This is a genomic window from Acholeplasma sp. ORD1043 (assembly GCF_057808485.1).
In genome coordinates, this window is record NZ_JAQLOJ010000005.1 from 45,709 (window position 1) to 68,640 (window position 22,932).

Annotated in this window: 26 protein-coding genes; 2 read left to right on the forward strand and 24 right to left on the reverse strand. The window is 34.0% G+C overall.

What is annotated here, in order from left to right; all coding sequences use genetic code 11:
• Positions 1–25 precede the first annotated feature (25 nt).
• Entirely contained in the window at positions 26–925 is a 900-nt protein-coding gene (locus PG914_RS02655) for an HD domain-containing protein (RefSeq protein ID WP_488822141.1), read from the reverse strand.
• 7 nt (positions 926–932) lie between these two features.
• Positions 933–2,075 (reverse strand): CCA tRNA nucleotidyltransferase, encoded by a 1,143-nt coding sequence (locus tag PG914_RS02660; RefSeq protein WP_488822142.1) that lies wholly within the window; start codon positions 2,073–2,075, stop codon positions 933–935.
• Positions 2,076–2,191: 116 nt separating this feature from the next.
• Between PG914_RS02660 and PG914_RS02665 the strand changes: the two genes are divergently transcribed.
• Positions 2,192–2,800, forward strand: coding sequence for an IMPACT family protein (locus tag PG914_RS02665; RefSeq protein WP_488822143.1), 609 nt, complete (start codon positions 2,192–2,194; stop codon positions 2,798–2,800).
• Here PG914_RS02665 and PG914_RS02670 read toward each other — a convergent pair.
• From PG914_RS02670 to PG914_RS02705, 8 genes are all read right to left on the reverse strand, one after another.
• Positions 2,765–2,980: a DUF1146 family protein gene (locus tag PG914_RS02670; protein ID WP_488822144.1), complete on the reverse strand. Its 216-nt coding sequence runs from the start codon at positions 2,978–2,980 to the stop codon at positions 2,765–2,767. The genes PG914_RS02665 and PG914_RS02670 overlap by 36 nt on opposite strands.
• Entirely contained in the window at positions 2,980–3,606 is a 627-nt protein-coding gene (upp, locus tag PG914_RS02675; protein ID WP_488822145.1) for a uracil phosphoribosyltransferase, read from the reverse strand. The genes PG914_RS02670 and upp overlap by 1 nt, the downstream gene beginning before the upstream one ends.
• On the reverse strand, positions 3,603–4,049 hold the full coding sequence (gene rpiB, locus PG914_RS02680) for a ribose 5-phosphate isomerase B (RefSeq protein WP_488822146.1): 447 nt from the start codon (positions 4,047–4,049) through the stop codon (positions 3,603–3,605). Before rpiB ends, upp begins: the two co-directional genes overlap by 4 nt.
• Positions 4,050–4,108: 59 nt before the next feature.
• The gene (typA, locus tag PG914_RS02685; protein WP_488822148.1) at positions 4,109–5,920 is read right to left on the reverse strand and encodes a translational GTPase TypA; all 1,812 of its coding nucleotides are present in this window, start codon (positions 5,918–5,920) and stop codon (positions 4,109–4,111) included.
• Positions 5,921–6,080: 160 nt separating this feature from the next.
• Complete coding sequence (gene prmC / locus PG914_RS02690) at positions 6,081–6,929, reverse strand: peptide chain release factor N(5)-glutamine methyltransferase (RefSeq protein WP_488822149.1); 849 nt, start codon at positions 6,927–6,929, stop codon at positions 6,081–6,083.
• On the reverse strand, positions 6,926–7,990 hold the full coding sequence (prfA, locus tag PG914_RS02695) for a peptide chain release factor 1 (RefSeq protein ID WP_488822150.1): 1,065 nt from the start codon (positions 7,988–7,990) through the stop codon (positions 6,926–6,928). The genes prmC and prfA overlap by 4 nt, the downstream gene beginning before the upstream one ends.
• Positions 7,991–8,005: 15 nt before the next feature.
• Entirely contained in the window at positions 8,006–8,575 is a 570-nt protein-coding gene (locus PG914_RS02700) for a chromate transporter (RefSeq protein ID WP_488822151.1), read from the reverse strand.
• Entirely contained in the window at positions 8,562–9,131 is a 570-nt protein-coding gene (locus tag PG914_RS02705; protein WP_488822152.1) for a chromate transporter, read from the reverse strand. The genes PG914_RS02700 and PG914_RS02705 overlap by 14 nt, the downstream gene beginning before the upstream one ends.
• Positions 9,132–9,222: 91 nt before the next feature.
• Here PG914_RS02705 and PG914_RS02710 point away from each other — a divergent pair, with 91 nt between their 5' ends.
• A complete protein-coding gene (locus PG914_RS02710; RefSeq protein ID WP_488822153.1) occupies positions 9,223–9,657 on the forward strand; it encodes a Dps family protein in 435 nt (144 codons plus the stop codon).
• Positions 9,658–9,694: 37 nt separating this feature from the next.
• Here PG914_RS02710 and dnaB read toward each other — a convergent pair whose 3' ends face one another.
• The 14 genes from dnaB to PG914_RS02780 all read right to left on the reverse strand — a co-directional run bounded on the left by dnaB (position 9,695) and on the right by PG914_RS02780 (position 22,819).
• Positions 9,695–11,035, reverse strand: a complete 1,341-nt coding sequence (dnaB, locus tag PG914_RS02715) for a replicative DNA helicase (RefSeq protein WP_488822154.1) — start codon at positions 11,033–11,035, stop codon at positions 9,695–9,697.
• A gap of 2 nt (positions 11,036–11,037) precedes the next feature.
• Positions 11,038–13,497, reverse strand: coding sequence for a 50S ribosomal protein L9 (gene rplI, locus PG914_RS02720; protein WP_488822155.1), 2,460 nt, complete (start codon positions 13,495–13,497; stop codon positions 11,038–11,040).
• 93 nt (positions 13,498–13,590) lie between these two features.
• Positions 13,591–13,830, reverse strand: coding sequence for a 30S ribosomal protein S18 (gene rpsR / locus PG914_RS02725; protein WP_488822156.1), 240 nt, complete (start codon positions 13,828–13,830; stop codon positions 13,591–13,593).
• A gap of 15 nt (positions 13,831–13,845) precedes the next feature.
• Positions 13,846–14,274: a single-stranded DNA-binding protein gene (gene ssb / locus PG914_RS02730; protein WP_488822157.1), complete on the reverse strand. Its 429-nt coding sequence runs from the start codon at positions 14,272–14,274 to the stop codon at positions 13,846–13,848.
• 1 nt (position 14,275) lies between these two features.
• Positions 14,276–14,563 (reverse strand): 30S ribosomal protein S6, encoded by a 288-nt coding sequence (rpsF, locus tag PG914_RS02735; RefSeq protein ID WP_488822158.1) that lies wholly within the window; start codon positions 14,561–14,563, stop codon positions 14,276–14,278.
• A 95-nt stretch (positions 14,564–14,658) separates the two neighbouring features.
• A complete protein-coding gene (locus PG914_RS02740; RefSeq protein ID WP_488822159.1) occupies positions 14,659–15,108 on the reverse strand; it encodes a CinA family protein in 450 nt (149 codons plus the stop codon).
• Positions 15,105–16,190 (reverse strand): S1C family serine protease, encoded by a 1,086-nt coding sequence (locus PG914_RS02745; RefSeq protein ID WP_488822160.1) that lies wholly within the window; start codon positions 16,188–16,190, stop codon positions 15,105–15,107. Before PG914_RS02745 ends, PG914_RS02740 begins: the two co-directional genes overlap by 4 nt.
• Complete coding sequence (locus tag PG914_RS02750; protein WP_488822162.1) at positions 16,191–16,946, reverse strand: S1 family peptidase; 756 nt, start codon at positions 16,944–16,946, stop codon at positions 16,191–16,193. It abuts the gene before it with no gap.
• Positions 16,943–17,704 (reverse strand): TatD family hydrolase, encoded by a 762-nt coding sequence (locus tag PG914_RS02755; RefSeq protein WP_488822164.1) that lies wholly within the window; start codon positions 17,702–17,704, stop codon positions 16,943–16,945. Before PG914_RS02755 ends, PG914_RS02750 begins: the two co-directional genes overlap by 4 nt.
• Before the next feature lie 93 nt (positions 17,705–17,797).
• Positions 17,798–18,982, reverse strand: coding sequence for an elongation factor Tu (gene tuf / locus PG914_RS02760; protein ID WP_488822166.1), 1,185 nt, complete (start codon positions 18,980–18,982; stop codon positions 17,798–17,800).
• 87 nt (positions 18,983–19,069) lie between these two features.
• On the reverse strand, positions 19,070–21,142 hold the full coding sequence (fusA, locus tag PG914_RS02765) for an elongation factor G (protein WP_488822168.1): 2,073 nt from the start codon (positions 21,140–21,142) through the stop codon (positions 19,070–19,072).
• A 16-nt stretch (positions 21,143–21,158) separates the two neighbouring features.
• On the reverse strand, positions 21,159–21,629 hold the full coding sequence (rpsG, locus tag PG914_RS02770) for a 30S ribosomal protein S7 (RefSeq protein WP_488822170.1): 471 nt from the start codon (positions 21,627–21,629) through the stop codon (positions 21,159–21,161).
• A 49-nt stretch (positions 21,630–21,678) separates the two neighbouring features.
• Positions 21,679–22,125, reverse strand: a complete 447-nt coding sequence (rpsL, locus tag PG914_RS02775) for a 30S ribosomal protein S12 (protein WP_488822172.1) — start codon at positions 22,123–22,125, stop codon at positions 21,679–21,681.
• Between the two features lie 418 nt (positions 22,126–22,543).
• On the reverse strand, positions 22,544–22,819 hold the full coding sequence (locus tag PG914_RS02780) for a GNAT family N-acetyltransferase (protein WP_488822174.1): 276 nt from the start codon (positions 22,817–22,819) through the stop codon (positions 22,544–22,546).
• Between the last annotated feature and the right edge of the window lie 113 nt (positions 22,820–22,932).

Below are 22,932 nucleotides of genomic sequence, written 5' to 3' on the forward strand. Positions count from 1 at the left end.
CATTAATTATACATTTCATATTATACTATAATTTTGGTTTATAGAAGCGCATTTTATCTAATACATTGATTGATTGAGTAAATTCACCACTCTTGGTTTCTTCTAATGCTGTTCCAAGTTCTGTGAACTTAGAGTCAATGGTATCCATGAACCATAATAGTAAAGCTTCACCTAATTGAGGTTTCTTAGGACTACCAAAATTCAGTTGACCATGATGAGAAATCATCATATGTTTTAATAACATAACTTCTTCGCTATTTTCAAATCCTAATTTAACAGCTGCTTTTTCAATTTCAATAGAACCCATAACAATGTGTCCTAATAATGTGCCTTCTGTCGTGTATTCACCATCGACACCAGTCATTTCGTTAATCTTCGAAATATCATGTAAAATCGTACCAGCATATAACAATTCTTTGTTTAAGAATGGATATATGTTAGTCATTGGATCTACCATTGATAACATAACATAGGTGTGATATGATAATCCACCAACATAAGCATGATGGAATTTAGTAGCTGCTGGGTGTAAGTAAAATTGGCCCTCATACTTCTTATAAATTTCAGTTGTTACAGCTTTTAATATTGGGTTATTAATTTTCTTTAAATAACCTTCAATACCTTTTTTGATTTCAGCAATCTTTATTGGTGCATGTTCATAAAAACTTTGAACAAGTTCAGCCATACGATCATTATCAAGGTTAGCTTGTTCAACTGGAATAAATGATATTGCTTTATATTGAGTAACTTCTTCCTTTAAATAACTTTCAATTTCAAATTGGAAGATCTTACCTAATTGTAAGAGCGCATCTTGACCTAAATCGAGTTTAATATTCAAATGTTTTTTATCTTCTAAAATAATTGTTGTATTACAATAATTTGGTCCCTTATTAATAGACTCAATTTTACCAATGATTTTTTCCATAGTTTGCCTACTTACTTTCTAAATACTTGTATAGGGACTCTTTAGTATTTGATACTTTACCCAGTAAAATATCATCAATGATTTGTTTCTTTAAGATACCTAACCAAGCACCTGGTTTTTTATTTTTAAAGTCGATAATTTGTTGAGAAGTTAATGCTAAATCTAATTCTGAGTGAACCGGTAGATTTTCATAACGTTCTGTAATACGTTTTTCTAAATACTTAGATTTACCCAAATATGAATTAACTTTGTTTGCAAGAATAGAGATTTCAAGTCCATAATGATATAACTCTAAGTCACTAATATAATCTGTTGTTTTTAATGCAAGTTCAGCAGCTTTTGTATATTTATTTCTATGGACATTACTAAATGGCCATTCTGCTGGAACAACTCCACCATTTAATGTAAATGATAATGCGAAGAATGCATCTACATAAGGCATCATTTCTAAACCTGCAACATATTGAATACCTTTCTTTAATCCGGGTAGTACATCATCAAGTTCAGTTTCAATCGTTGATTGAAGTGCAAGTTTTAAATGTTCACCTTTTAAAATCTTAATCATTTCTTGATGTATGCGTTCCATTGCTAGTTCTTTAATTAAATGTTTGTTTCTTTTGATTGCTTCTTTTGTTTCATACTCGATTGTAAATCCAAGCTTTGATTGGAAATAAATTGCACGTAACATACGAAGTGCATCTTCTCTAAATCTTAAATCAGGACTACCAATTGTTCTTATGATTTGATTTATAATGTCTTGTTGACCATTTACGTAATCAAATAGATTTTGTCTTTCATCCATTAATAAACCATTGATTGTAAAGTCACGACGTAAAACATCATCTTTAACATCTAATGTATAGATTACTGAATCTGGATGACGGAAGTCATTAGTTGTTCCATCTTGACGGAAAGTTGTTACTTCAAATTGAGCATCATCATACATAACTGTTACAGTACCATATTTAAGTCCGGTTGGAACAGTTTTAAAAAGTTTCATAATCTCGTAAGGTTTGGCACTTGTTGTAATATCAATGTCAGTAAACTTTTGTTTCATTAAAAAGTCTCTAACAACGCCTCCAACCATATATGCTTGATAACCTTTTCTTTTTAAATCTCTGATTAACTTTTTAGCTGCTGTTATACTCATTTTAAAGCCTTCCTTCTAAATAATCTTCCCACGAAAGATACTTTTAATATTATATCAAATTTATGTGATTATTAAAAACGGTTCTCAAATTATGTTATACTATTGACGGTGAAAATATGTTTTATTTAAAAGAAGTTGCAACAAATACAATCATAATTGAAAAATCTGAATTTATCGCAGTAATCACTCCAGTGACATCAACGGATGAATTTCCTGATATATTAAAAGATATTAAGAAAAAATACCTTAAAGCTACGCACTATTGTACAGCTTATGTCATTGAAAACACTCAAGGTTCAAATGATGATGGCGAACCTTCTGGTACTGCTGGTGTTCCAATACTAGAAATCTTAAACGCGTGGGGATTAAAGAATGTTTTCGCATGTGTCATTAGATACTTTGGTGGTATAAAATTAGGTGCTGGTGGTTTAATTAGAGCTTATGCTAAAGCAACTAAAGAAGCGCTTAAACTAGCAACAATTGAGAAGAAAGAGACAACAATGAACTTTGAAGTCTCATTCTCATACGACAAAATCCACGCGATTGATACAATCTTTGCCGATTACATTATTGATAAGTCCTTCTTAACTGAAGTCACATATAAACTAGCATTTATTGGTGATACATCACTTGTTGATAAAAATAGTTATCTCTTTTCAAAAATAAAAAACCATGGCACTAAGGAAATCTTAGTACCATGGCATAATTCTAATCATATCGATTGAGAAGCTTGCAAGTAAATAACTGATAATAATTGTAATAATTAAGTATGCCGCCTGTATTTCAAACTGGCGGTATTTTTTAAATATTCGCTCGATTTGAATGGCTTGGAGAATCTTAAATGTCACAATAAAGGAAATAATAAAGACTGTCCAAAATACGATATAAATAGTTAAATCTGTCATTATTTTGTTCCAAATAATCGATCGCCACAGTCACCAAGACCTGGCAAGATATATCCATTTTCATTTAATCTTTCATCTAGAGCAGCTAAGTAAATAGGGACTTCAGGATGATCTTTTTGTAAGCGATTAATACCTTCTGGACAACCAACGATGCCAACATATCTAATATCTTTAGCACCTTTATTTTTTAACGTTTGGATAGCAAATGAAGCAGATCCACCAGTTGCAAGCATTGGGTCTAACACAATAACAACGCCATTTTCAATTTCTTTTGGAAACTTTTGGTAGTACGTTACTGGTTCTAAGGTTTCTTCATTACGATATAAACCAATATGCCCAATCTTAGCTGAAGGAATCAAATCATGAATACCTTCTACCATACCAAGTCCTGCACGCAGGATAGGTATTAAAACAACTGGATTTTTAAGTTCTTTAGCCACCATTTTAACAAGCGGTGTTTCAATCTCTTTGTCAATTGTTTCTAAATCTTTTGTAAGTTCATAAACAATCAACGCACTCACTTCACCAATGTTTTCTCTAAAACTTTTTGTTGAAGTATTCTTATCGCGGATGATTGACATCTTATGTTCAATGAGTGGATGTTTTAAAACAACAACCTTACTCATTTACTATTTTCCTCTTCGATCTGAGCGATTTTTTGAACACGTCCTTCATGACGTGATTCACGATGTGCATTTAAATATGTATCAACAATTAATTTGTTTTCAGCTAATGTATGTGTTCTAGCACCTAGAGCAATCACATTTGCATGATTATGTTCTTTAGCTAGTCTAGCTGTTAACTCATCGTTTACTAACGCTGCACGAATGCCTTTAACTTTATTTGCTGCAATACTCATTCCAATACCAGTACCACAGATTAAAATTCCGCATTCAGCATCACCTTTAGTTACTTCTTCACCAACAAGTTTTGCATAATCAGGATAATCTACACGGTCCACTGAATGTGTCCCCATGTCTGTAACCTCAAATCCTTTTGAAACTAAATGTTCCACCAAGGATTGTTTCATTTCAAATCCAGCATGATCGGCTGCAATTGCAATTTTCATTACGTTCACCTTACCTTCTTACTAATTATAACATAATAAACTAACTAAATAATGTGGGGTTATTCTTCACTAAATTCTTTGTTTGCACGTTTTCTATCAACTAGTTTTAAGTACTTCTTACGTAATCTAATTGATTTAGGCGTGATTTCGATATATTCATCATCATTGATGAAGTCCATACATGCTTCTAAACCCATTTCAGTTGGACGTTTTAAAACAGTTGTTGCATCTTTAGTTGCAGAACGCATGTTTGTTAATTTCTTTTCTTCAACAACGTTAACAACTAAGTCATTTTCTTTGTTGTTAATACCAACAATCATACCTTCATAAACTTGAACACGTGGTTCTAAGAAGAATACCCCTCTGTCTTCAAGTTTACCAATTGCATAAGCAGTTGTGTAACCTTCTTTCATAGAGATTAGGGCACCATTTGAACGATTACCAACAGATTCTTTAATTACTTCACGATATTCTAAGAATACGTGTGATAGCACACCGTAACCTTTAGTTACAGTTAAGAATTGAGTCATTAAACCGATGATTCCACGTGAAGGCATATGATAGATTAAACGTGATTCAGAGACACCTTGTTCCATCTTAATGATGTTACCGTAACGTGCTCCGATTAATTCCATGACAGCACCAACATAATCGTTTGGAACGTCTGCTTGAACTTCTTCATAAGGTTCCATGACTTTGCCATCAATTTCTTTTAGAATTACTTTTGGTCTTGATACTTGGAATTCATAACCTTCTCTTCTCATTGATTCAAGTAGGATACCTAAGTGTAATTCACCACGGCCAGATACTAACCAGCTTTCTGAACCTTGTGAATCTTCTACTTTTAATGAGACATCTTTTAAAACTTCTTTATGAAGTCTTTCAGAAATTTTCGATGCAGTAACAAATTTACCTTCTTTACCAGCAAATGGAGAATTGTTTGTTAAGAATGTCATTTGAACTGTTGGTTCATCAATATGTAATCTTGGTAAAACTTCTTCTTTACCAACTTCACAAATTGTATCACCTACGTGGATGTCTGAAATACCTGCTAAGGCAACAATGTCACCTTTTTCTGCAGTTTCAACTTCAACTTTACTCATACCAACGTAACGGAATAATTTTTGAACACGGAATGTATCTACTTTTCCGTCTTCTCTAATACATGAAACCATTTGGTTAACAGAAAGTTTTCCACGGAATACTTTACCAATACCCATTCTACCAACATATTCGTTATAATCGATTAAAGCTGGTTGGAATTGTAATGGACCATCTGATACTCTTGGTGATGGTACATGTGCAATAATTGTTTCTAAAATTGGTTTCATATCTTTGATTGCTACTAAGTTTTCATCATATGATGCTAAACCTAGTAAACCTGATGCGTAAAGAATTGGGAATTCTAATTGTTCTTCAGATGCACCAAGATCAATAAATAAGTCAAAAATTTGGTTTAAAACTCTCTTTGGATCTGCAAATTGTCTGTCTAATTTGTTTAAAACAACAATTGGCTTTAGATTTGCTTCTAAGGCTTTTCTTAATACAAACTTTGTTTGAGGCATAACACCGTCTTTAGCATCAACAAGTAACATGACACCATCAACTAGTGACATAATTCTTTCTACTTCGCCACCGAAGTCAGCATGTCCTGGAGTGTCCATGATATTGATACGGTAACCATTATAAGTTAATGAAGTAGCTTTTGCTAAGATCGTGATACCACGTTCTCTTTCGATATCGTTACTATCCATAGAACCTTGTAGCTTTTGATGTTCGTTAAAGATCAAAGTTTGTTGGAGTAATTTATCCACTAATGTAGTTTTGCCATGGTCGACGTGAGCGATGATGGCGACGTTTCTAATTTCCATAATTAATACTTCCTTTTTTTAGCCTCTATAATTTTATCACAAAGACCCTTATATATAACAAAAAAGTACCTCTAGAAAAGTACTTTTTTTATTTAAACTTTAATGATATCGCTTTAGCGAATAAATAAAGAGTTATTGTGTGTTAAAAGCACCACAGTTATTATTTTTTTAATACGCCACCGATGCCAATAAATGTCATACGGTCTTTACCTTGTAAATCTTGTTTTTGGAAGATTTCAGCATCAGGGAAATAATTTAGCGCTAATGCTTTAATTGCATCCTTATGTTGATATCCGTGTTCAAAAGCGATTAAACCTTTTTTCTTTAAGAAATTTTTAGCGTTTTTCAAGATGATTTCATATGGTTCTAAACCATCCACACCACCATATAATGCTAGGCTTGGTTCTTTCTTAACAATCGCATCAACTGCTTCACCATTTGGAATATAAGGCGGGTTGGCAACAATGATATCATATGTTTTATTTACATTTTTAAACCAGTCAGATTGGAAGAAATTAACTGTACCACCAAGGTTTTTATTATTCTCTTCTGCAACTTTTAATGCTTCTTTTGACAGGTCTACTGCATCAACATGCATCTTATTTTCTTCAAGTGATAAGGTCACTGATATACAACCAGAACCTGTACCTAAATCAATCACATCGACATCTTGAGCAAAGTACTCATCAAAGATCATTAAGACTTCTTCAACAAGTTCTTCAGTTTCACGACGTGGGATTAAAACATCTTTATTGACTTTAAATCGGTATCCATAAAAATATGAAAATCCTAAAATATGTTGAATTGGCACATCTTCAAAGACATAGCGTCTAACTGAAGTATCGATGATCTCAAGCATTCTTGTATCAACTTGCTTATTTTGACTCAAATAAAACTCATTTGGTGTCATCAAACTTAATTCCATAATGAGTAGTTTTACTGCTTCACTTTCTTTATCGTTATTTGATGCTAATTCTTCATATAACTTTAACGTTTCTCTTAACGTCATTCCTTGTCACCTTCTAAGGATTTCTTTTGGAACTCATTGATTAATGGTTCAATGATTAAGTCAATACGACCTTCCATAATCACATCAAGTCTATTTAAAGTTAGTCCAATTCTATGGTCAGTCACTCTATTTTGTGGATAGTTATAAGTTCTAATCTTTTCTGAACGATCACCACGTCCAGCAAGTGCTTTACGGTTTGCACCTTCTTTTTCCATCTGTTCTTCCATAAGTTTGTCGTAGATTCTAGTAACTAACATTTTATAAGCACGCTCCTTATTTTCATGTTGGCTACGTTCTTCTTGAGACTGAACAACAATACCAGTTGGAATGTGCGTTAAACGTACTGCTGAGTAAGTTGTATTAACAGATTGTCCACCTGCACCACTTGATTGGAATGTATCAAATCGAATGTCATTCCAACTTACATCATAGTCAATTTCATCTTGTTCTGGTAAAGCAAGTACAACTGCAGTTGATGTATGAATTCTACCTTGAGTTTCAGTTTCTGGTACTCTTTGTACACGGTGAACACCTGATTCATATTTTAAGAATGAATAGACTCTATCACCAGAGACTGTGAATTCAATTGAAGTAAATCCGCCCATTGCACCGTATGCTACGTTCGCAATAGAAATTTTCCACCCCATAGTTTCTGCATACTTAGAATACATTCTAAATAAGTCACCAGCAAAAATATTACCTTCATCTCCACCAGCAGCACCTTTGATTTCAATGATAACGTTCTTGTCATCGTTAGGGTCTTTTGGAAGTAATAATATTTTTAATTTAGCTTCTAAATCTTCTAATTTTAATTGAAGTGATTTGTATTCCTCTTTAGCAACTTCTAACATTGTTGCATCTTCTTCAATTTCAAATAATTCGTCTAAATCTTTGATTTGCGATTCTGTTTTTAAATACAAATCGTATGTTGCAACAGTTTCTTCTAAACCTTTTGACTCCTTCATCAGTTTTGTGATTTCTTTGATGTCAGATATACCCGATAAAAGTTTCTCTTGCATCTTTTCATAAGTTTCTTTAATTAATTTTAAACGATCAAACATGTGTAACTCCTTTTATTAAAAAACAGAATATAAAATAATACCTAAAATACCAGATAAGACAATTAATAAAATTGGGCTTACCTTTTTAAAACCTAGTGAAACTGCTAATACGACTAAGAAGATTGCTAAACCAATGTAATCAATGTTAAACGCTGCTTCCCATGGGTAGGCTTTAAAAATTGCATTTAACATGACTGAGAATGCGGCTGCAAAAATTAATCCAATAGTTAATGGATTAATCCAAGCAAGCATACTTCTAACCGGTCTTGTGTTTAAGAATTTTGCACTATAATATGCAATCAAATATATAATAATGAAACTTGGCAGTACAACACCGAGTGTTGCAACAATTGCCCCTAAGAAACCAAACTCTTCAAATCCAACGAATGTTGCAATATTAATTGCGAATGGTCCAGGTGTTGATTCAGCAATACCAATGAATTGGTCAACTTGTGTAATCGTTAAATATCCATTTGATACGACTTCGGTTCGAATAAGTGGAATCATTGCATATCCTCCACCAAATGTGAATAATCCGATTTGGAAGAAGATTAGAAATAGTTTTAACAACTCAAGAATTACCATTATCATCTACCTCCTTCTTTTTAAAGAAAGATGTCATGATACCCGCTACTGCGACAATCATAATTAAGTAAATCACACTGAATTGTGGGAAGATTAAACTTACCAAAATACCTATTAACATTAGAGATATATTAAATATGTTAAGTCCGATTTGTTTAGTTAACTTAAACCATGCTTTAAAGATTAAAACAGAAACCCCTGCATTAATACCTTTAAGTAAGTTATGAATTATTTCATTTGTTTGAAATGCTTCTAAGAATAATGATACTAGAATAATCACTATAAACGAGGGCACAACAACACCAAGTGTTGCTGCGACAGAACCCCAAAACTTATGTAATTTATAACCTATATAAGTTGCGGCATTTACTGAAAATGGACCAGGTGTTGATTGAGATATACCGACTAAATCTAACATATCCTCTTTTGAGATCCAATCTCTTTTTTCTACAAGTTCTTTTTGCATCACGCTTAACATGACATATCCACCACCAAAGGTGAATAGTCCCATTTTAAAGAATGTTACAAAAAGACTCCATATTGTTGATTTCTTCAAAGCTGTCAATCCTTTCAAATTACCTGTACTATTTTACCACATAATACATTATGGGGGTATAATAGAGGTATAGAAAGAAGGAGGAAAAACAATGAAAAAAATGTTAGACAATAAATTGAATACAATGGTTGCTGATTTTTCTGTATTTTTCACAAAGTTACATCATTTTCACTGGTATGTGAAAGGCTCCAAGTTCTTTGAACTTCATAAACAATTCGAATCTTTATATGAAGAGGTTAACGAGTTATATGATGAATTTGCTGAAAGGTTAATCACAATTGGAGGTACTCCAGCATCAAGCTTAAGTGAATACCTACAACTTACAACACTTAAAGAATCCAAATCTATGGATCCAAAACAAATGGTCGATGAAACCATTAGTGACTTAAAACAGTTTGTCAAAAGTTTTAAAGATGCAATTGTTTTAACTTCTCAGTTAGAAGATGTTGCTACCGAAGACATGTTAGTCGGTGCTATTCGTTCATTTGAAAAACATATCTGGATGCTAGAGGCATATCAAGCATAAATAAAAGAGGCGGTTTAATCGCCTCTTATTTTTTTACTTAATTTGATGGTTCATCAATATTCGCACGTTCAGCAAAGCGAGAATATTGAGTTTGGAAAATAAATTTAATTGAGCCAATTCTACCTTGACGGTTTTTAGCTAAGATAATTTCAGCATCACCTGATGGTTCTTTATCACGGTTATAGTATTCATCTCTATGAATAAACATGACGATATCGGCATCTTGTTCGATCGAACCAGATTCACGTAAGTGCGCAAGTAATGGCTTTTTATCACCAGTCTTTTCAACATCACGTGATAATTGTGAAAGTGCAATTACCGGTACTTTTAATTCTTTTGCCATTTGTTTTAAGGCGCGAGAGATTTTAGAAACTTCTTCTTGACGGCTTGCATTACCTCTCATATCCGCATGGATTAATTGTAGGTAGTCAATAACGACTAAATCAAGTTTCTTTTCTTGTGCTAACTTACGACATTTAGCTCTAATTTCATTAATGTTACTTGATGTTGAGTCATCAAAGAAAATGTTATAACCTTGTATTCTTTCTGTATACAGTTCAAAATGTTTCCACTCTTGACTGGTTAAGTGTCCAGTTCTTAATTTCGAGTTTTCAATGTTAGACAAACTAGAAATCATACGAGATACTAATTGTTCATTACTCATTTCAAGTGAAAAGATTGCAACCCCAGCTTTACCACCTTTATTATACATAGCTGCGTTTAAAGCTAAATTCATAGCGAATGCACTCTTACCCATAGATGGACGTGCAGCAATGATAATTAAGGCTTCTGGTTCCATACCATTCATGTATTCATCTAATGTTGTAAAGCCTGTAGAAAGCCCTGTAACGCCTTTATTATTCTGTAGGAAGTGCATCTTATCTCTGACTTCTTTAATGATTTCTGGAACTGGTTTAAAGCCCCCTACTTTTCTTCTTTGAGAAAGTTGTAGAACCATTGATTCTACTTTATCAAGATATTCAATTGAGTCAATATCTGTGGTTAGTCCATCTGTTGCAAGACTTTGCGTTACTTGAATCACATCACGTTTAAGTGAGTAATCTTTAACAATATCAATATAGGTTTCAATATGTTCCACAGATACTGTAAAGTTTGATAATTCTAATAAATAGGAAATGCCACCAACAGTTTCAAGTTGACCTTTATTTTGAAGATGAGATGAGATTGAAGTCATATCAATATCTCGTCTATTTAAGAAGAGATCTTTCATCGCTTGAAAGATGAATTGATGATTTGGATCAAAGAAATCTTCTTCTCTAACGGCATCAAAAATAGCTGGTGCTTGATTATTATCTAAAAATATTGCCCCTAGTACACTCTTTTCTGCTTCTGATGAGTGTGGTAATTTACTCGCCATTTTTAATCCCTCTTTTCAATAATGTTTACTTCGAAACTTGCTTTGACCCCTTTGTCTAAGTTTACAGTTACAGGATAAATACCTGCAGATGTAATGTCTGTTGCTAAATCAATTTTCTTTTTATCAATGATAACACCATGTTTACGTTCAAATTCTTCAACAATTTGCTTTGAAGTAATTGAACCAAATCGTTTACCATCTGCTCCAATATTAATTGATAAAGTAATTGATTTACCATCAATTTCAGAAGCTAACTTCTTCATTAATGCTAAATATTTAATTTCTGCTTGGCGTTCTGCCTCTTTTTGTTCAGCTAATTTTTTTAAGTTTTCATCGGTTGCAGGCAGTGCTTGTTTTGCTGTGATTAAGTAATTTGCATAACCTCCAGCGACTTCAATAATTTGATCCTTCTTACCTTTACCTTTAACATCTTCTAATAAAATGACTTTCATAGGTTCTGTTGTTCCTCCATGTTCTAGTTCTAATATGTTTTTAAGTTGTAGATATGCATCCGTAACTTTTGTATCTTTCATTTGAGTTGCAGCACTATTTAAATGTCCACCTCCACCCATTTGTTCCATGATCACTTGAACGTTCACGGCACCAAAACTACGGGCTGAAATACCTACAGTTGACATATCAATTTTGACAATCGCAAATGCTGCATCGATATTTTTAATATCCAGTAAAGCTTGTGAAACTTGAGCAATAAATGCTCTATCGTGATAAACCTTTTCGGATTTCACAATTGCAAATCGATCTAAATAAATCTCAACCGATGAGAATAAGTTGTTTAACTCAACAGTTTTATCTAAATCATTTCTTAACCATGTTTTAACTAAAATTGAATCTGCACCAAAATCTTTTAATCTTGCAGCAACATCAAAAGTTCTGGCAGTTGTTCGATACGTGAATGTATTTGTATCAACAATTAAACCACCATACATCACAGATGCTTCAAGTCCATCAATATTGATTTCACGGTTAAAGAACGAAATCATTTCAATGATTAATTCAATCGTTGATGATGCAGATGAATCAACAAACGAGTATTCACCTTCAATTGATTCTTCATTACCTCTATGATGGTCAATAACCCCAATTTTCATACCTTTATCTAATAATTCAGGTGAATGAACAATAGCTGGATTTTGAGTGTCTACAACAAGTAAGAAAGTATCTTCATTTGCTTTTTCAAGCGCTTTTTCGGTTGTAATCATGTATTTTAAAATTGAGTGATTGTTTTGTTTTAAAATTGATAACACATAAGAAACAGATGGATCTAATTTCTCTTCATCAACTACTAAATAAGCTGTCACATCTGGTGCAGTTTGTGCCATCTTAAGGGTTGCAATCATTGAACCAAATGAATCAAGGTCAGTTTGATTATGCCCCATAATAAGCACAGTTTCTGTCTTATCAAAAATATCGCGAAGTTGTAAAGCACTTTGACGTACGTTTACGCGTGATTGTTTAGATGTGGTCTCTTGTTTCGCACCAAAGTATGCAATCTTTTGATTTTGGATGTTAACAACTGCTTGGTCACCACCACGTTTTTCAGCAAGTTCAATAGCATTTTGAGCATAGTCTGATAATTCATCATATTCTAAATCCCAACTTGCCATACCAATAGAAACAGTTACTCTAATTTGATATTTTGCAGAGATTGCACGAATGCGCTCTAAAATATCAAATTTGTTAACCATCATTTCTTCTAACTTTTTGCGTTTCACTAACATGATTAAACGGTTATCCCCATAAGGTTTTAAATAACCATTGTATTCTTCTACCCAGTCAGCAATCGTTGATAAGTATTCACCCTTAATACTTGACTGTTCTGAAATATCAAAGTTAGCAATATTTTCTTCAAAGTTATCTAAGTTGATAATACCAATCGCTGGTAAGTTCTTAATAAACTCCAACTTAACCTTTTCACGTTCAGTTACGTTAAATAAGTAAATAACTTGTAAGTCTTTTTTGTAAATGACTTCGTATCTTTCTTCTTTAACAGCAATTGTAATTAAATCATGCTGTTCACCTTTGACATATTCAGCCAGTGGTTCATTAATTTCTTTAATTTGCTTATCAACTAACCTCGGTCCAAATATCTCTTTAGCAAAATTATTAACCCATTTAATTTCATTTAAACTTTCATCAAGAACAATAATTCCAATCGGAAGTCCTTGGAATGCATCATCACCGACTTGGTTAACACGAGGAGATAATTTACTCCAACGAGCAAGTCTGTTTTGAAGATTCGTAATTTGTTCTTTGAATTTTGATCTGTTTAAAAGTAATATTGAGATGGTAAAAATAACTGACCCTGCAATAGCACCACCAAAAGCAAAGTACATTAAGTCACTGACATTTCCATTAGAATTTTGATAAATGAGCACAGCTAAAAAAGTAAATGACCCAATAAATAACAATATTGAGATGGATATAACTAGAAATCTTTTCAATTTAACTACCTCACTTACAAAAATTATATCATATATTCATGCATGAATATAAAAAAATTATCCCCAATATTTGGGGATAATTGATATATTTTATTATTCTTTTACGAATGGTAGTAATGCCATGTGGCGTGATCTCTTGATAGCTGTTGCTAATTGGCGTTGCCATTTAGCTGAAGTACCAGTTACACGTCTTGGTAAGATTTTACCGCGTTCTGTAACAAATTTCTTTAATAATTCAGTATCTTTAAAGTCAATATGAGTGAACTTGTTTGCAGTAAAATAACATACTTTTTTGCGTTTTTTGAAGCCACCGCGTCTTTGTCTGTCTTGCATTATAATAGATCCTTTCTAAAATGGTAGATCATCGTCAGCAACTAATTGTTTTGATGTTTCATAGAATTCATCATTTTCAGCTTTGCTGACCTTACTTTCGTATTCACCATTCGAAGTTTGATCTCCACGTGACTCTAAGAGTTGTACACTGTCGCACACCACTTCAGTTACGTAACGGGTTTGACCGTTAGCATCGTCATAACTTCTTGTTTGAATACGTCCTTCGATGCCTAATAAAGCACCCTTTTTCACGAATTTCTTCATGAATTCAGCTTGATTTCTCCAGGCAACACATGATATAAAATCAGCTTGTCTTTCTCCTGATTGAGAAGTAAAATTACGATTTACAGCCAAAGTAAACTGAACAACTGAAACGTTGTTTGAAACAGCTCTTAAATCAACTTCTTTCGTAATTCTTCCAACAAGAACGACTCTATTTATCATGTTATTCTCCTTCTTTTACTTCAATGTGACGGATCACAGTTTCAGTAATAGCAATCACGCGCTTGTATTCGGCGATACCTGCTGGAGTCATTTCTGCTAACATCCAAACATAGTAACCTTTTCTTAGGTGATTGATCTCGTACGCTAAATCTTTTAAACCGATTTCTTTAAGTTCTAAGATGTTACCACCGTTTGATGTAACAACATTAGCTAAATCAGCAACCAACTTCTTTAAAGCTTCTGGATCTAAAGTTGGGTTAGCAATGTACATAAGTTCATACTTTCTCATGTTTTTAACCTCCTTCTGGACTCTGGGCATTTCTGCCAAGGGATTTGCAATTTTTCATGCCTTTAAATTATAACACTAAATGTTATAAAAAACAACTAAATTTTAAGTGTTTTTGATATCAAGTCAAATATGTATGTGACTGTGGTATCAATATTCTCTTTTCTTGTTTTATCCTTTAAAAATTCGACTTTATCTATATAGATATGCCCTTTATAGTAAATCCCAATATAACATTTATTAGGGTTCATACCTTCAGCATAACCGGTTGTTGCAACACACAAATCAGCATTTGTTACTAAATGAAGATTTTTTGCCATATCATGTGCAACGTCGCTTGAAACAACACCTTTTTGTTTAATGAGTTCAGGCGATATGTTTAAATATCTGATTTTAGCCTCATTTGAGTAAAGAACAAATGACTCTGAAAGTGCTAATGATGCATTTTTATTTTCAATAAACTTAGCTGCTAGTGCACCACCGGTCATTGATTCTGCAAATGCTATTTTTTCACTATGCTTAATTAAATACTCTAATATATTTCTCATGGAATCTCAACTTCAATCATTAATGTTTCAAATTGATTGGTATCTTCATTTTTTCTTCTAATCTCAAACTCATAAACATTACCAGATTTAATAGGACTTGCTGCTGAAATTAAATGTTCTGAGGTTGTAACTCTAGTACCATTTACGGAAAGAATAACATCGAATTGTTTTAATATGCCATATGATGGTCTTGTAACATTAACATCGATGATGACTACGCCAACTTCATTTGGATCAACTAATTCTTCTGGTTTAAAGTTTGCAGCTTGCTCTTTAAAGTATAGTAGATAGTCATTGGTTAAGAAGTCATTCATCTCTAGTAGATAAACACCAAGTTTTGGCGTCACTCTATCTAATAACTTCTTAATCATAAATGAAACTTGATTTACACTAATGGATTCCCCCATTAAGTAAACTGTTTGACCATTAAAAACTTCAATACGTTGGGTACTAATACCAATGAAAGTACCATCATATGAAAAGAGTGGACCACCAGAATTACCTGGGTTGATATTGGCAGTATGCGAAATAAAATATGAATCAAGCGCAGAGATAATCCCTAAATTAGTCACTAAGTTATAGTTATTAGTTGATACAGGTGTACCAATACCAAAGACAGTTTGTCCCACGGATACTTGCACATGCGTATTATTTTCTTCAAAAGGAATTATTTTAACTATTGGATACTCTAGGTCGCTCTTAAATCTAACAATAGCAATATCCTCATAATCTTTAGAAAGTGAATCATCCTCAGCATAAATATCGCCAAGTTCATCACGTTTAGTTGTTCTTATTGTGACTCTTGAGTTACCTTCGACAACGTGTTGATTGGTTACAACATAGTAGTAAAAAAACTCATCATCAATTGTTTCTTTCATGAATATTAACCCTGAACCAATGCCGGTATTAAATACCATATATTGGCCTAGTACAGCGACTGTAGACTCACGTAGAGATTCTGCTAAAACTCTAAATTCTTCACTTGTTGGTTCATCTCTAACTTCGTGAGGAATTCGTCCCGGGGTACAAGCTGTTAGGATTAATAGAAAGCATAAAAGAAATATACTTACTATTTTCTTCACCTAAATCAACTCCTCCACAAGATCTAATGCACGGTTAATAAAAATTGCACGATTAATTAAAACTTCAGGTCTAGCCCCGGTTGTTAATGAATATGATACATTAATACCAATCAGTTCGCCAGTTTCTTTTAAAAAGAGCGGTGAACCAACTTGTCCAAAGTTTAAATTTGTTCCATGAACTAAAATATTACCATCATAACCCATGATCGATGCAGGGTTTGTAACATAGTTATAATAACTTAGTGATAATGGTGTACCAATTGAAAAGATAAATCTGGTATTTAAACTTTCAACTGTACCACTATATCTTGATACTTCATAGACATCAAAGTTTTTAGAAGATTCAAACCAAACCAGTGCAATATCTTCATCTTGTTCATAATCTGTTTTAACATTTAAAACAGTACCATCAATGTTTTCTGTTGGTGTTGTATGTACTTTAATTGAAGACTTACCTGCAACAACATATTGGCTGGTTAAGATGTAATATTTGTGAAATAATGCACCTTCTTCCTTCTTAATAATAATACCTGATGCACGACGTACTTCATTATTATTTTCAACAATTGTATTTGATAAAGCTACAACAGTGTTTTTAAGTTCAGCAACCATATCAATAAACTCAGCCTCACCCGATGTGACATCAGGTGCAAAAACCTCTGGATTTAAACTTTCTATGAGGTCGTCTAATTGATCGCAAGCTGTAAGTGTAAGTATTAAGATAAAACTAAATAGGACTAAAAATATTTTTCTCATATGGTCTCCAATCTAAACAACTTTATCGCATTATCTGTTGTTTTAGCTGCTACTTCCTCACTACTTATGCCTTTTAATTCGGCAATTTTCTCTACAACATATTTATTATAAGCAGGTACATTTCTCTTACCACGGAATGGAACTGGTGCTAAGAATGGCCCATCAGTTTCTACTAAAATGTGTTCAAGTGGAATATTCGTTGCAATTTCATGCAAAGCTTCTGCTTTTTTAAAAGTTACCACACCAGTAATACCAATATAGAATCCAGCTTCTATGGCAAGTTTTGCATCCTCTATATTTGATGAGAATGAATGAAATACACCACGTATTTTACCAATAAAAGGTTTTACACATTCAAAGGCTTCTTTGAATGAATTTCTTGTATGAATAATAATTGGTTTATCAAGTTTTACTGCCAGTTCTAGTTGTTTAACAAAAAGTTCTTTTTGTTTATCTAGATTATCATTTCTCCAATAAAGGTCAATACCTGTTTCACCAATTGCAACAACTTTAGGGTGAGTTACATATTTCATAATGTCTTTAACTTCTAAATTATCAACATCACACGGGTGTACACCGACGGTTGCATATAAGTTTTCGTACTTTTCGGCAAGTTCTACCGCACGTTTATTGTGGTATATATCCATTCCAATTACGATCATCTTTTTTACATCAACTAACCTTGCTTCTTCTAAGAGTTGATCTAAATCTTCATCATAGTCTTTTATATTTAAATGGATGTGCGTATCTATAATCATATGTATCCTTCTTCCATTATTAAGTAAATTATACCACTAAAACAAAAAGAGACTTCATAATGAAGTCTCAGTTTTTATCTTGTTTTAATGTTATTATTCAATAACTTTAACTACTGAACCTGATGCAACAGTTCTTCCGCCTTCACGGATTGAGAACTTAGTACCTTCTTCAATAGCGATTGGGTGAATTAATTCAACAGTAACTTCTGCGTTATCACCAGGCATAACCATTTCAGTACCTTCAGCTAAGGTAATAATACCTGTGATGTCAGTTGTTCTGAAATAGAATTGTGGGCGGTAGTTTGAGAAGAACGCTGTATGACGTCCACCTTCTTCTTTTGATAAAACGTAGATTTGAGCAGTAAATTTGCTATGAGGTTTAACTGAACCTGGTTTAGCTAATACTTGTCCACGTTCAACTTCTGAACGGTCAACACCACGTAATAATGTACCGATGTTGTCACCTGCTTCAGCTTGATCCATTAATTTACGGAACATTTCAACGCCAGTAACAGTTGTGTTCTTAGTATCACGGATACCAACGATTTCAACTTGGTCACCAACTTTAACGATACCGCGGTCAACACGACCTGTAGCAACTGTACCACGACCTGTGATTGTGAATACGTCTTCTACTGGCATCATGAATGGTTTGTCTGTAGCACGAACTGGAGTGTCGATGTATGTGTCAACAGCTTCCATTAATTCTTCAACTTTAGCAACCCATTGTGGTTCGCCGTTTAAAGCGCCTAAAGCTGATCCACGGATAACAGGAATGTCATCACCTGGGAAATCGTATTCTGAAAGTAATTCACGTACTTCCATTTCAACTAAGTCAAGTAATTCATCATCACCAACTAAGTCAGCTTTGTTTAAGAATACTACTAACTTTGGAACACCAACTTGGCGTGATAATAAGATGTGTTCGCGAGTTTGTGGCATTGGGCCATCCGCAGCAGATACTACTAAGATTGCGCCGTCCATTTGAGCAGCACCTGTAATCATGTTTTTAACATAGTCAGCGTGACCTGGGCAGTCTACGTGAGCGTAGTGTCTAGCGTTTGTTTCATATTCAACGTGAGAAGCATTAATTGTAATACCGCGTTCTCTTTCTTCTGGAGCAGCATCGATTTGTGAGTAATCTCTCTTCTCAGCAAACCCTTTTGAAGCTAATACTGATGTAATAGCAGCAGTTAAAGTTGTTTTACCATGGTCAACGTGTCCGATTGTACCAACGTTAACATGGGGTTTTGTTCTGTTAAACTTTTGTTTTGCCATGACGCAAAATCCTCCTATAATTTTTTCGTTATAAAATCATTTTTACAATGATTATTTTATCATATTGGTAATTTTTTGTGAAGCGGATTAATTAGAACCGCGTTTTTTCATAATTTCTTCTTGAATTGATTTTGGAACGCGTTCATAATGATCAAATTGCATTACGAATGTAGCACGTCCTTGTGTGTTTGAACGTAGAGATGTTGCATAACCAAACATTTCTGATAATGGGACGAATGCGCGGATAGCGATTGCGTTACCACGGCCTTCTTGTGATTCAAGACGACCACGACGTGAAGTTAAGTCACCAATAACGTTACCAACATAGTCGTTTGGAGTTACTACTTCAACGTCCATGATTGGTTCTAAGATTACAGCACCAGCTTTAGTCTTAGTATCTTTTAAAGCCATAGAAGCAGCAACTTTGAATGCCATTTCTGATGAGTCGACTTCATGGTATGAACCGAATACTAATGTAGCTTTAATGTCTACGATTGGGAATCCAGCAAGCACACCTGATTGTAATGCTTCTTCAAGACCTTTTTGAACTGATGGGATGTATTCACGAGGGATTACACCACCAACGATTTTATCAACGAATTCAAATCCTTTACCTGGGTTTGGTTCGAATTCAATTACAACGTGACCGTATTGACCACGACCACCTGATTGACGTACGAACTTAGATTCAATTGATGCATTTTGAGTAATTGTTTCTCTGTATGATACTTGAGGTTCAGCAACGTTTGCTTCTACCTTGAATTCTCTTCTCATACGGTCAACAATAATGTCTAAGTGAAGTTCACCCATACCTGCAATAATTGTTTGGCCAGTTTCAGTGTTTGTATATGTTCTGAATGTTGGATCTTCCTCAGCGAGTTTTGCTAAAGCTGAACCCATCTTATCTTGGTCGTTCTTAGTTTTCGGTTCTACAGCGACTTCGATAACTGGTTCAGGGAAGTTCATTGATTCTAAAATGATATCATCGTTTTCTAACGCTAAAGTGTTACCTGTAGTCGTTAATTTTAGACCAACAGCAGCCGCGATATCACCTGCGTAAACTTCAGTGATTTCTTGACGGTTGTTAGCGTGCATTTGTAGTAAACGTCCAAATCTTTCGCGTTCATCTTTTGTCGTATTCTTGATGTATGAACCTGATGTGATATGACCTGAGTATACACGGAAGAATGTTAATTTACCTACGAATGGGTCAGTCATAACTTTGAATGCTAAAGCAGTGAATGGTTCATCATCTGAAGCATGACGGATGACTTCTTCTCCTTCAGGGTTGTGACCAACAACTGGTGGGATGTCAAGTGGTGAAGGTAGATAGTCGATAGCGGCATCTAACACTTTCTTAACACCTTTGTTTTTGAATGATGATCCACAAACTACTGGGAAGAATTCTACAGCAAGTGTACCCTTACGGATTGCACGTTTGATTAATTCAACTGTAACTTCTCCACCTTCTAGGTAAGTCATCATTAATTCTTCATCGTATTCAGCAACTGCTTCGATTAATTCGAATCTTAATTGCTTAGCTTCTTCTAATAAGTGAGCTGGAATTTCGATGTCTTTTGTATTTTCATCAGCATCACCAGTATATTGAACAGCAGTCATAGTGACTAAGTCAATAATACCGTTGAAGTCATTTTCTGATCCGATAGGTAATTGAATAGCATTTGCTTTAACGCCTAAACGGTTGTGGATAGTTTTGATCGCATGTTTGAAGTCTGCACCAATCTTATCCATTTTATTAACGTAAACAATTCTTGGAACTTTATACTCAGTAGCTTGTCTCCAAACAGTTTCTGTTTGAGGTTCAACACCAGCTTGAGCATCAATAACTGTAACAGCACCATCTAATACACGTAGAGAACGTGATACTTCGACTGTGAAGTCGACGTGTCCTGGGGTGTCAATGATGTTGACACGGTGTTCTCTCCATACTGCAGTAGTTGCTGCTGATGTAATTGTAATCCCACGTTCTTGTTCTTGTTCCATCCAGTCCATTTGTGATGCACCATCGTGTGTTTCGCCAATTTTATGGATTTTACCTGTATGGTATAAAATACGTTCGGTTGTTGTTGTTTTACCCGCATCAATGTGAGCCATGATACCGATATTACGTGTTTTTTCTAATGAATATTGACGTGGCATATAGATATCTCCTTAATTACCAGCGGTAATGAGCAAACGCACGGTTTGCTTCCGCCATCTTATGCGTTTCTTCGCGTTTCTTCACAGAAGCACCTAAGCCTTGTGATGCGTCGATAATTTCTTTTGCTAATCTTTCTTCCATAGTTTTTTCATGGCGTTTCTTAGCGTATTGTGATAACCATCTTAAAGCTAATGCTTGTCTTCTTTCTGGTCTTACTTCAACTGGAACTTGATAGTTTTGACCTCCGATACGACGCGCTCTAACTTCTAAGATAGGTGAGATGTTATTCATTGCTTCATTGAAAACATCAATTGGTTCGCGACCTGTTTGGTCTTTGATACGATTGAATGCACCATAGATGATACTTTGTGCAGTTCCTTTTTTACCGTCTTCCATAATCGCGTTCACTACACGAGTGATTAATTTTGAATTATAAATTGGATCTGGTAATACATCGCGTTTAACAACATGTCCTTTACGTGGCATCTTGTTCACCTTCTTCCTTTCGAGTGATTTTTAGTTAGATTTTAAATTCTTATTTTTTTCCTGCTGTTTTTGCAGCTGCACCAGCTTTAGGACGCTTAGCACCATACTTTGAGCGACCTTGTTTACGGTTTGCTACACCAGTTGCATCTAGTGATCCGCGAACGATGTGGTATCTTACCCCTGGTAAGTCCTTAACACGTCCACCGCGAACTAATACTACGGAGTGCTCTTGTAGTGAATGTCCAACACCTGGAATATACGCTGTTACTTCAGTTCCGTTTGATAATCTAACACGGGCATATTTACGTAATGCTGAGTTAGGTTTCTTTGGAGTCATTGTTGTAACACGAGTACATACCCCACGTTTTTGTGGTGAAGCATAATCAGACTCAGCTTTCTTTAAAGTGTTGAAACCATATTGTAAAGCTGGTGATTTTGATTTGTACTTCTTATCTGTACGTACATTCTTTGAGATAAGTTGTGATATTGTAGGCATGAATACATTTCCTTTCTTGAAACACATGTCCAAGTGTTTCATTTTTATTCTTTTGGCTTTGTGAAGCCATTTATTTAATGTAGATAATGATATTTAAATCATACCTTCTTAATTATATATTTTTGCAATATAAAAGTCAACAAAAATCGATTTGAAATATTTGAATTCTCGTAAAAAAACCACCATTTTTTGGTGGAATTTTTAACTTCTAAACGGTAAATTAAACGAATCAATTTCAATTATAGTGCCTTTAGGATCTGTAAAGAAGAAAATCATTTTACCTAAGGCATTGTTTCTAGTTTAGTTACTTTGGATGCATTAGACTACACGATTTTATCATCATACTGGTCAACCTCATTGAAAGTGTCAACATAAAAGGCAATTTCCATATGATAAGATAAACCAGGCTTTCTAAAACTTATCTTTCCCACACATGCGCATAAGTATCTTTATTTTCATTAAAGACTCTAACAACATATGGACATGTTGGAATTATCTTTTTACCTTCTTTAACTGCAAGATCAACTAGTGCATTGACTAACTTTAATGCAATACCTTGACCACGTAATGCTGGGTCTACAAATGTATGATCTGCATTCCATACATGATTATCTTCTTCTTTGTAAGTGATTTCTGCAATCATCTGACCATTTTCATCATTCATGAAAATACGTCCTTTTTCATATATAAACATATATTATCATCTCCTATATAAATATTATAATCTATAAAAGAGAAAAGGAGCAGTTAACAAACTACTCCCTTTGTTGATATTCAGGCCCAAATACTTTCTCCCTAAGTATCCAA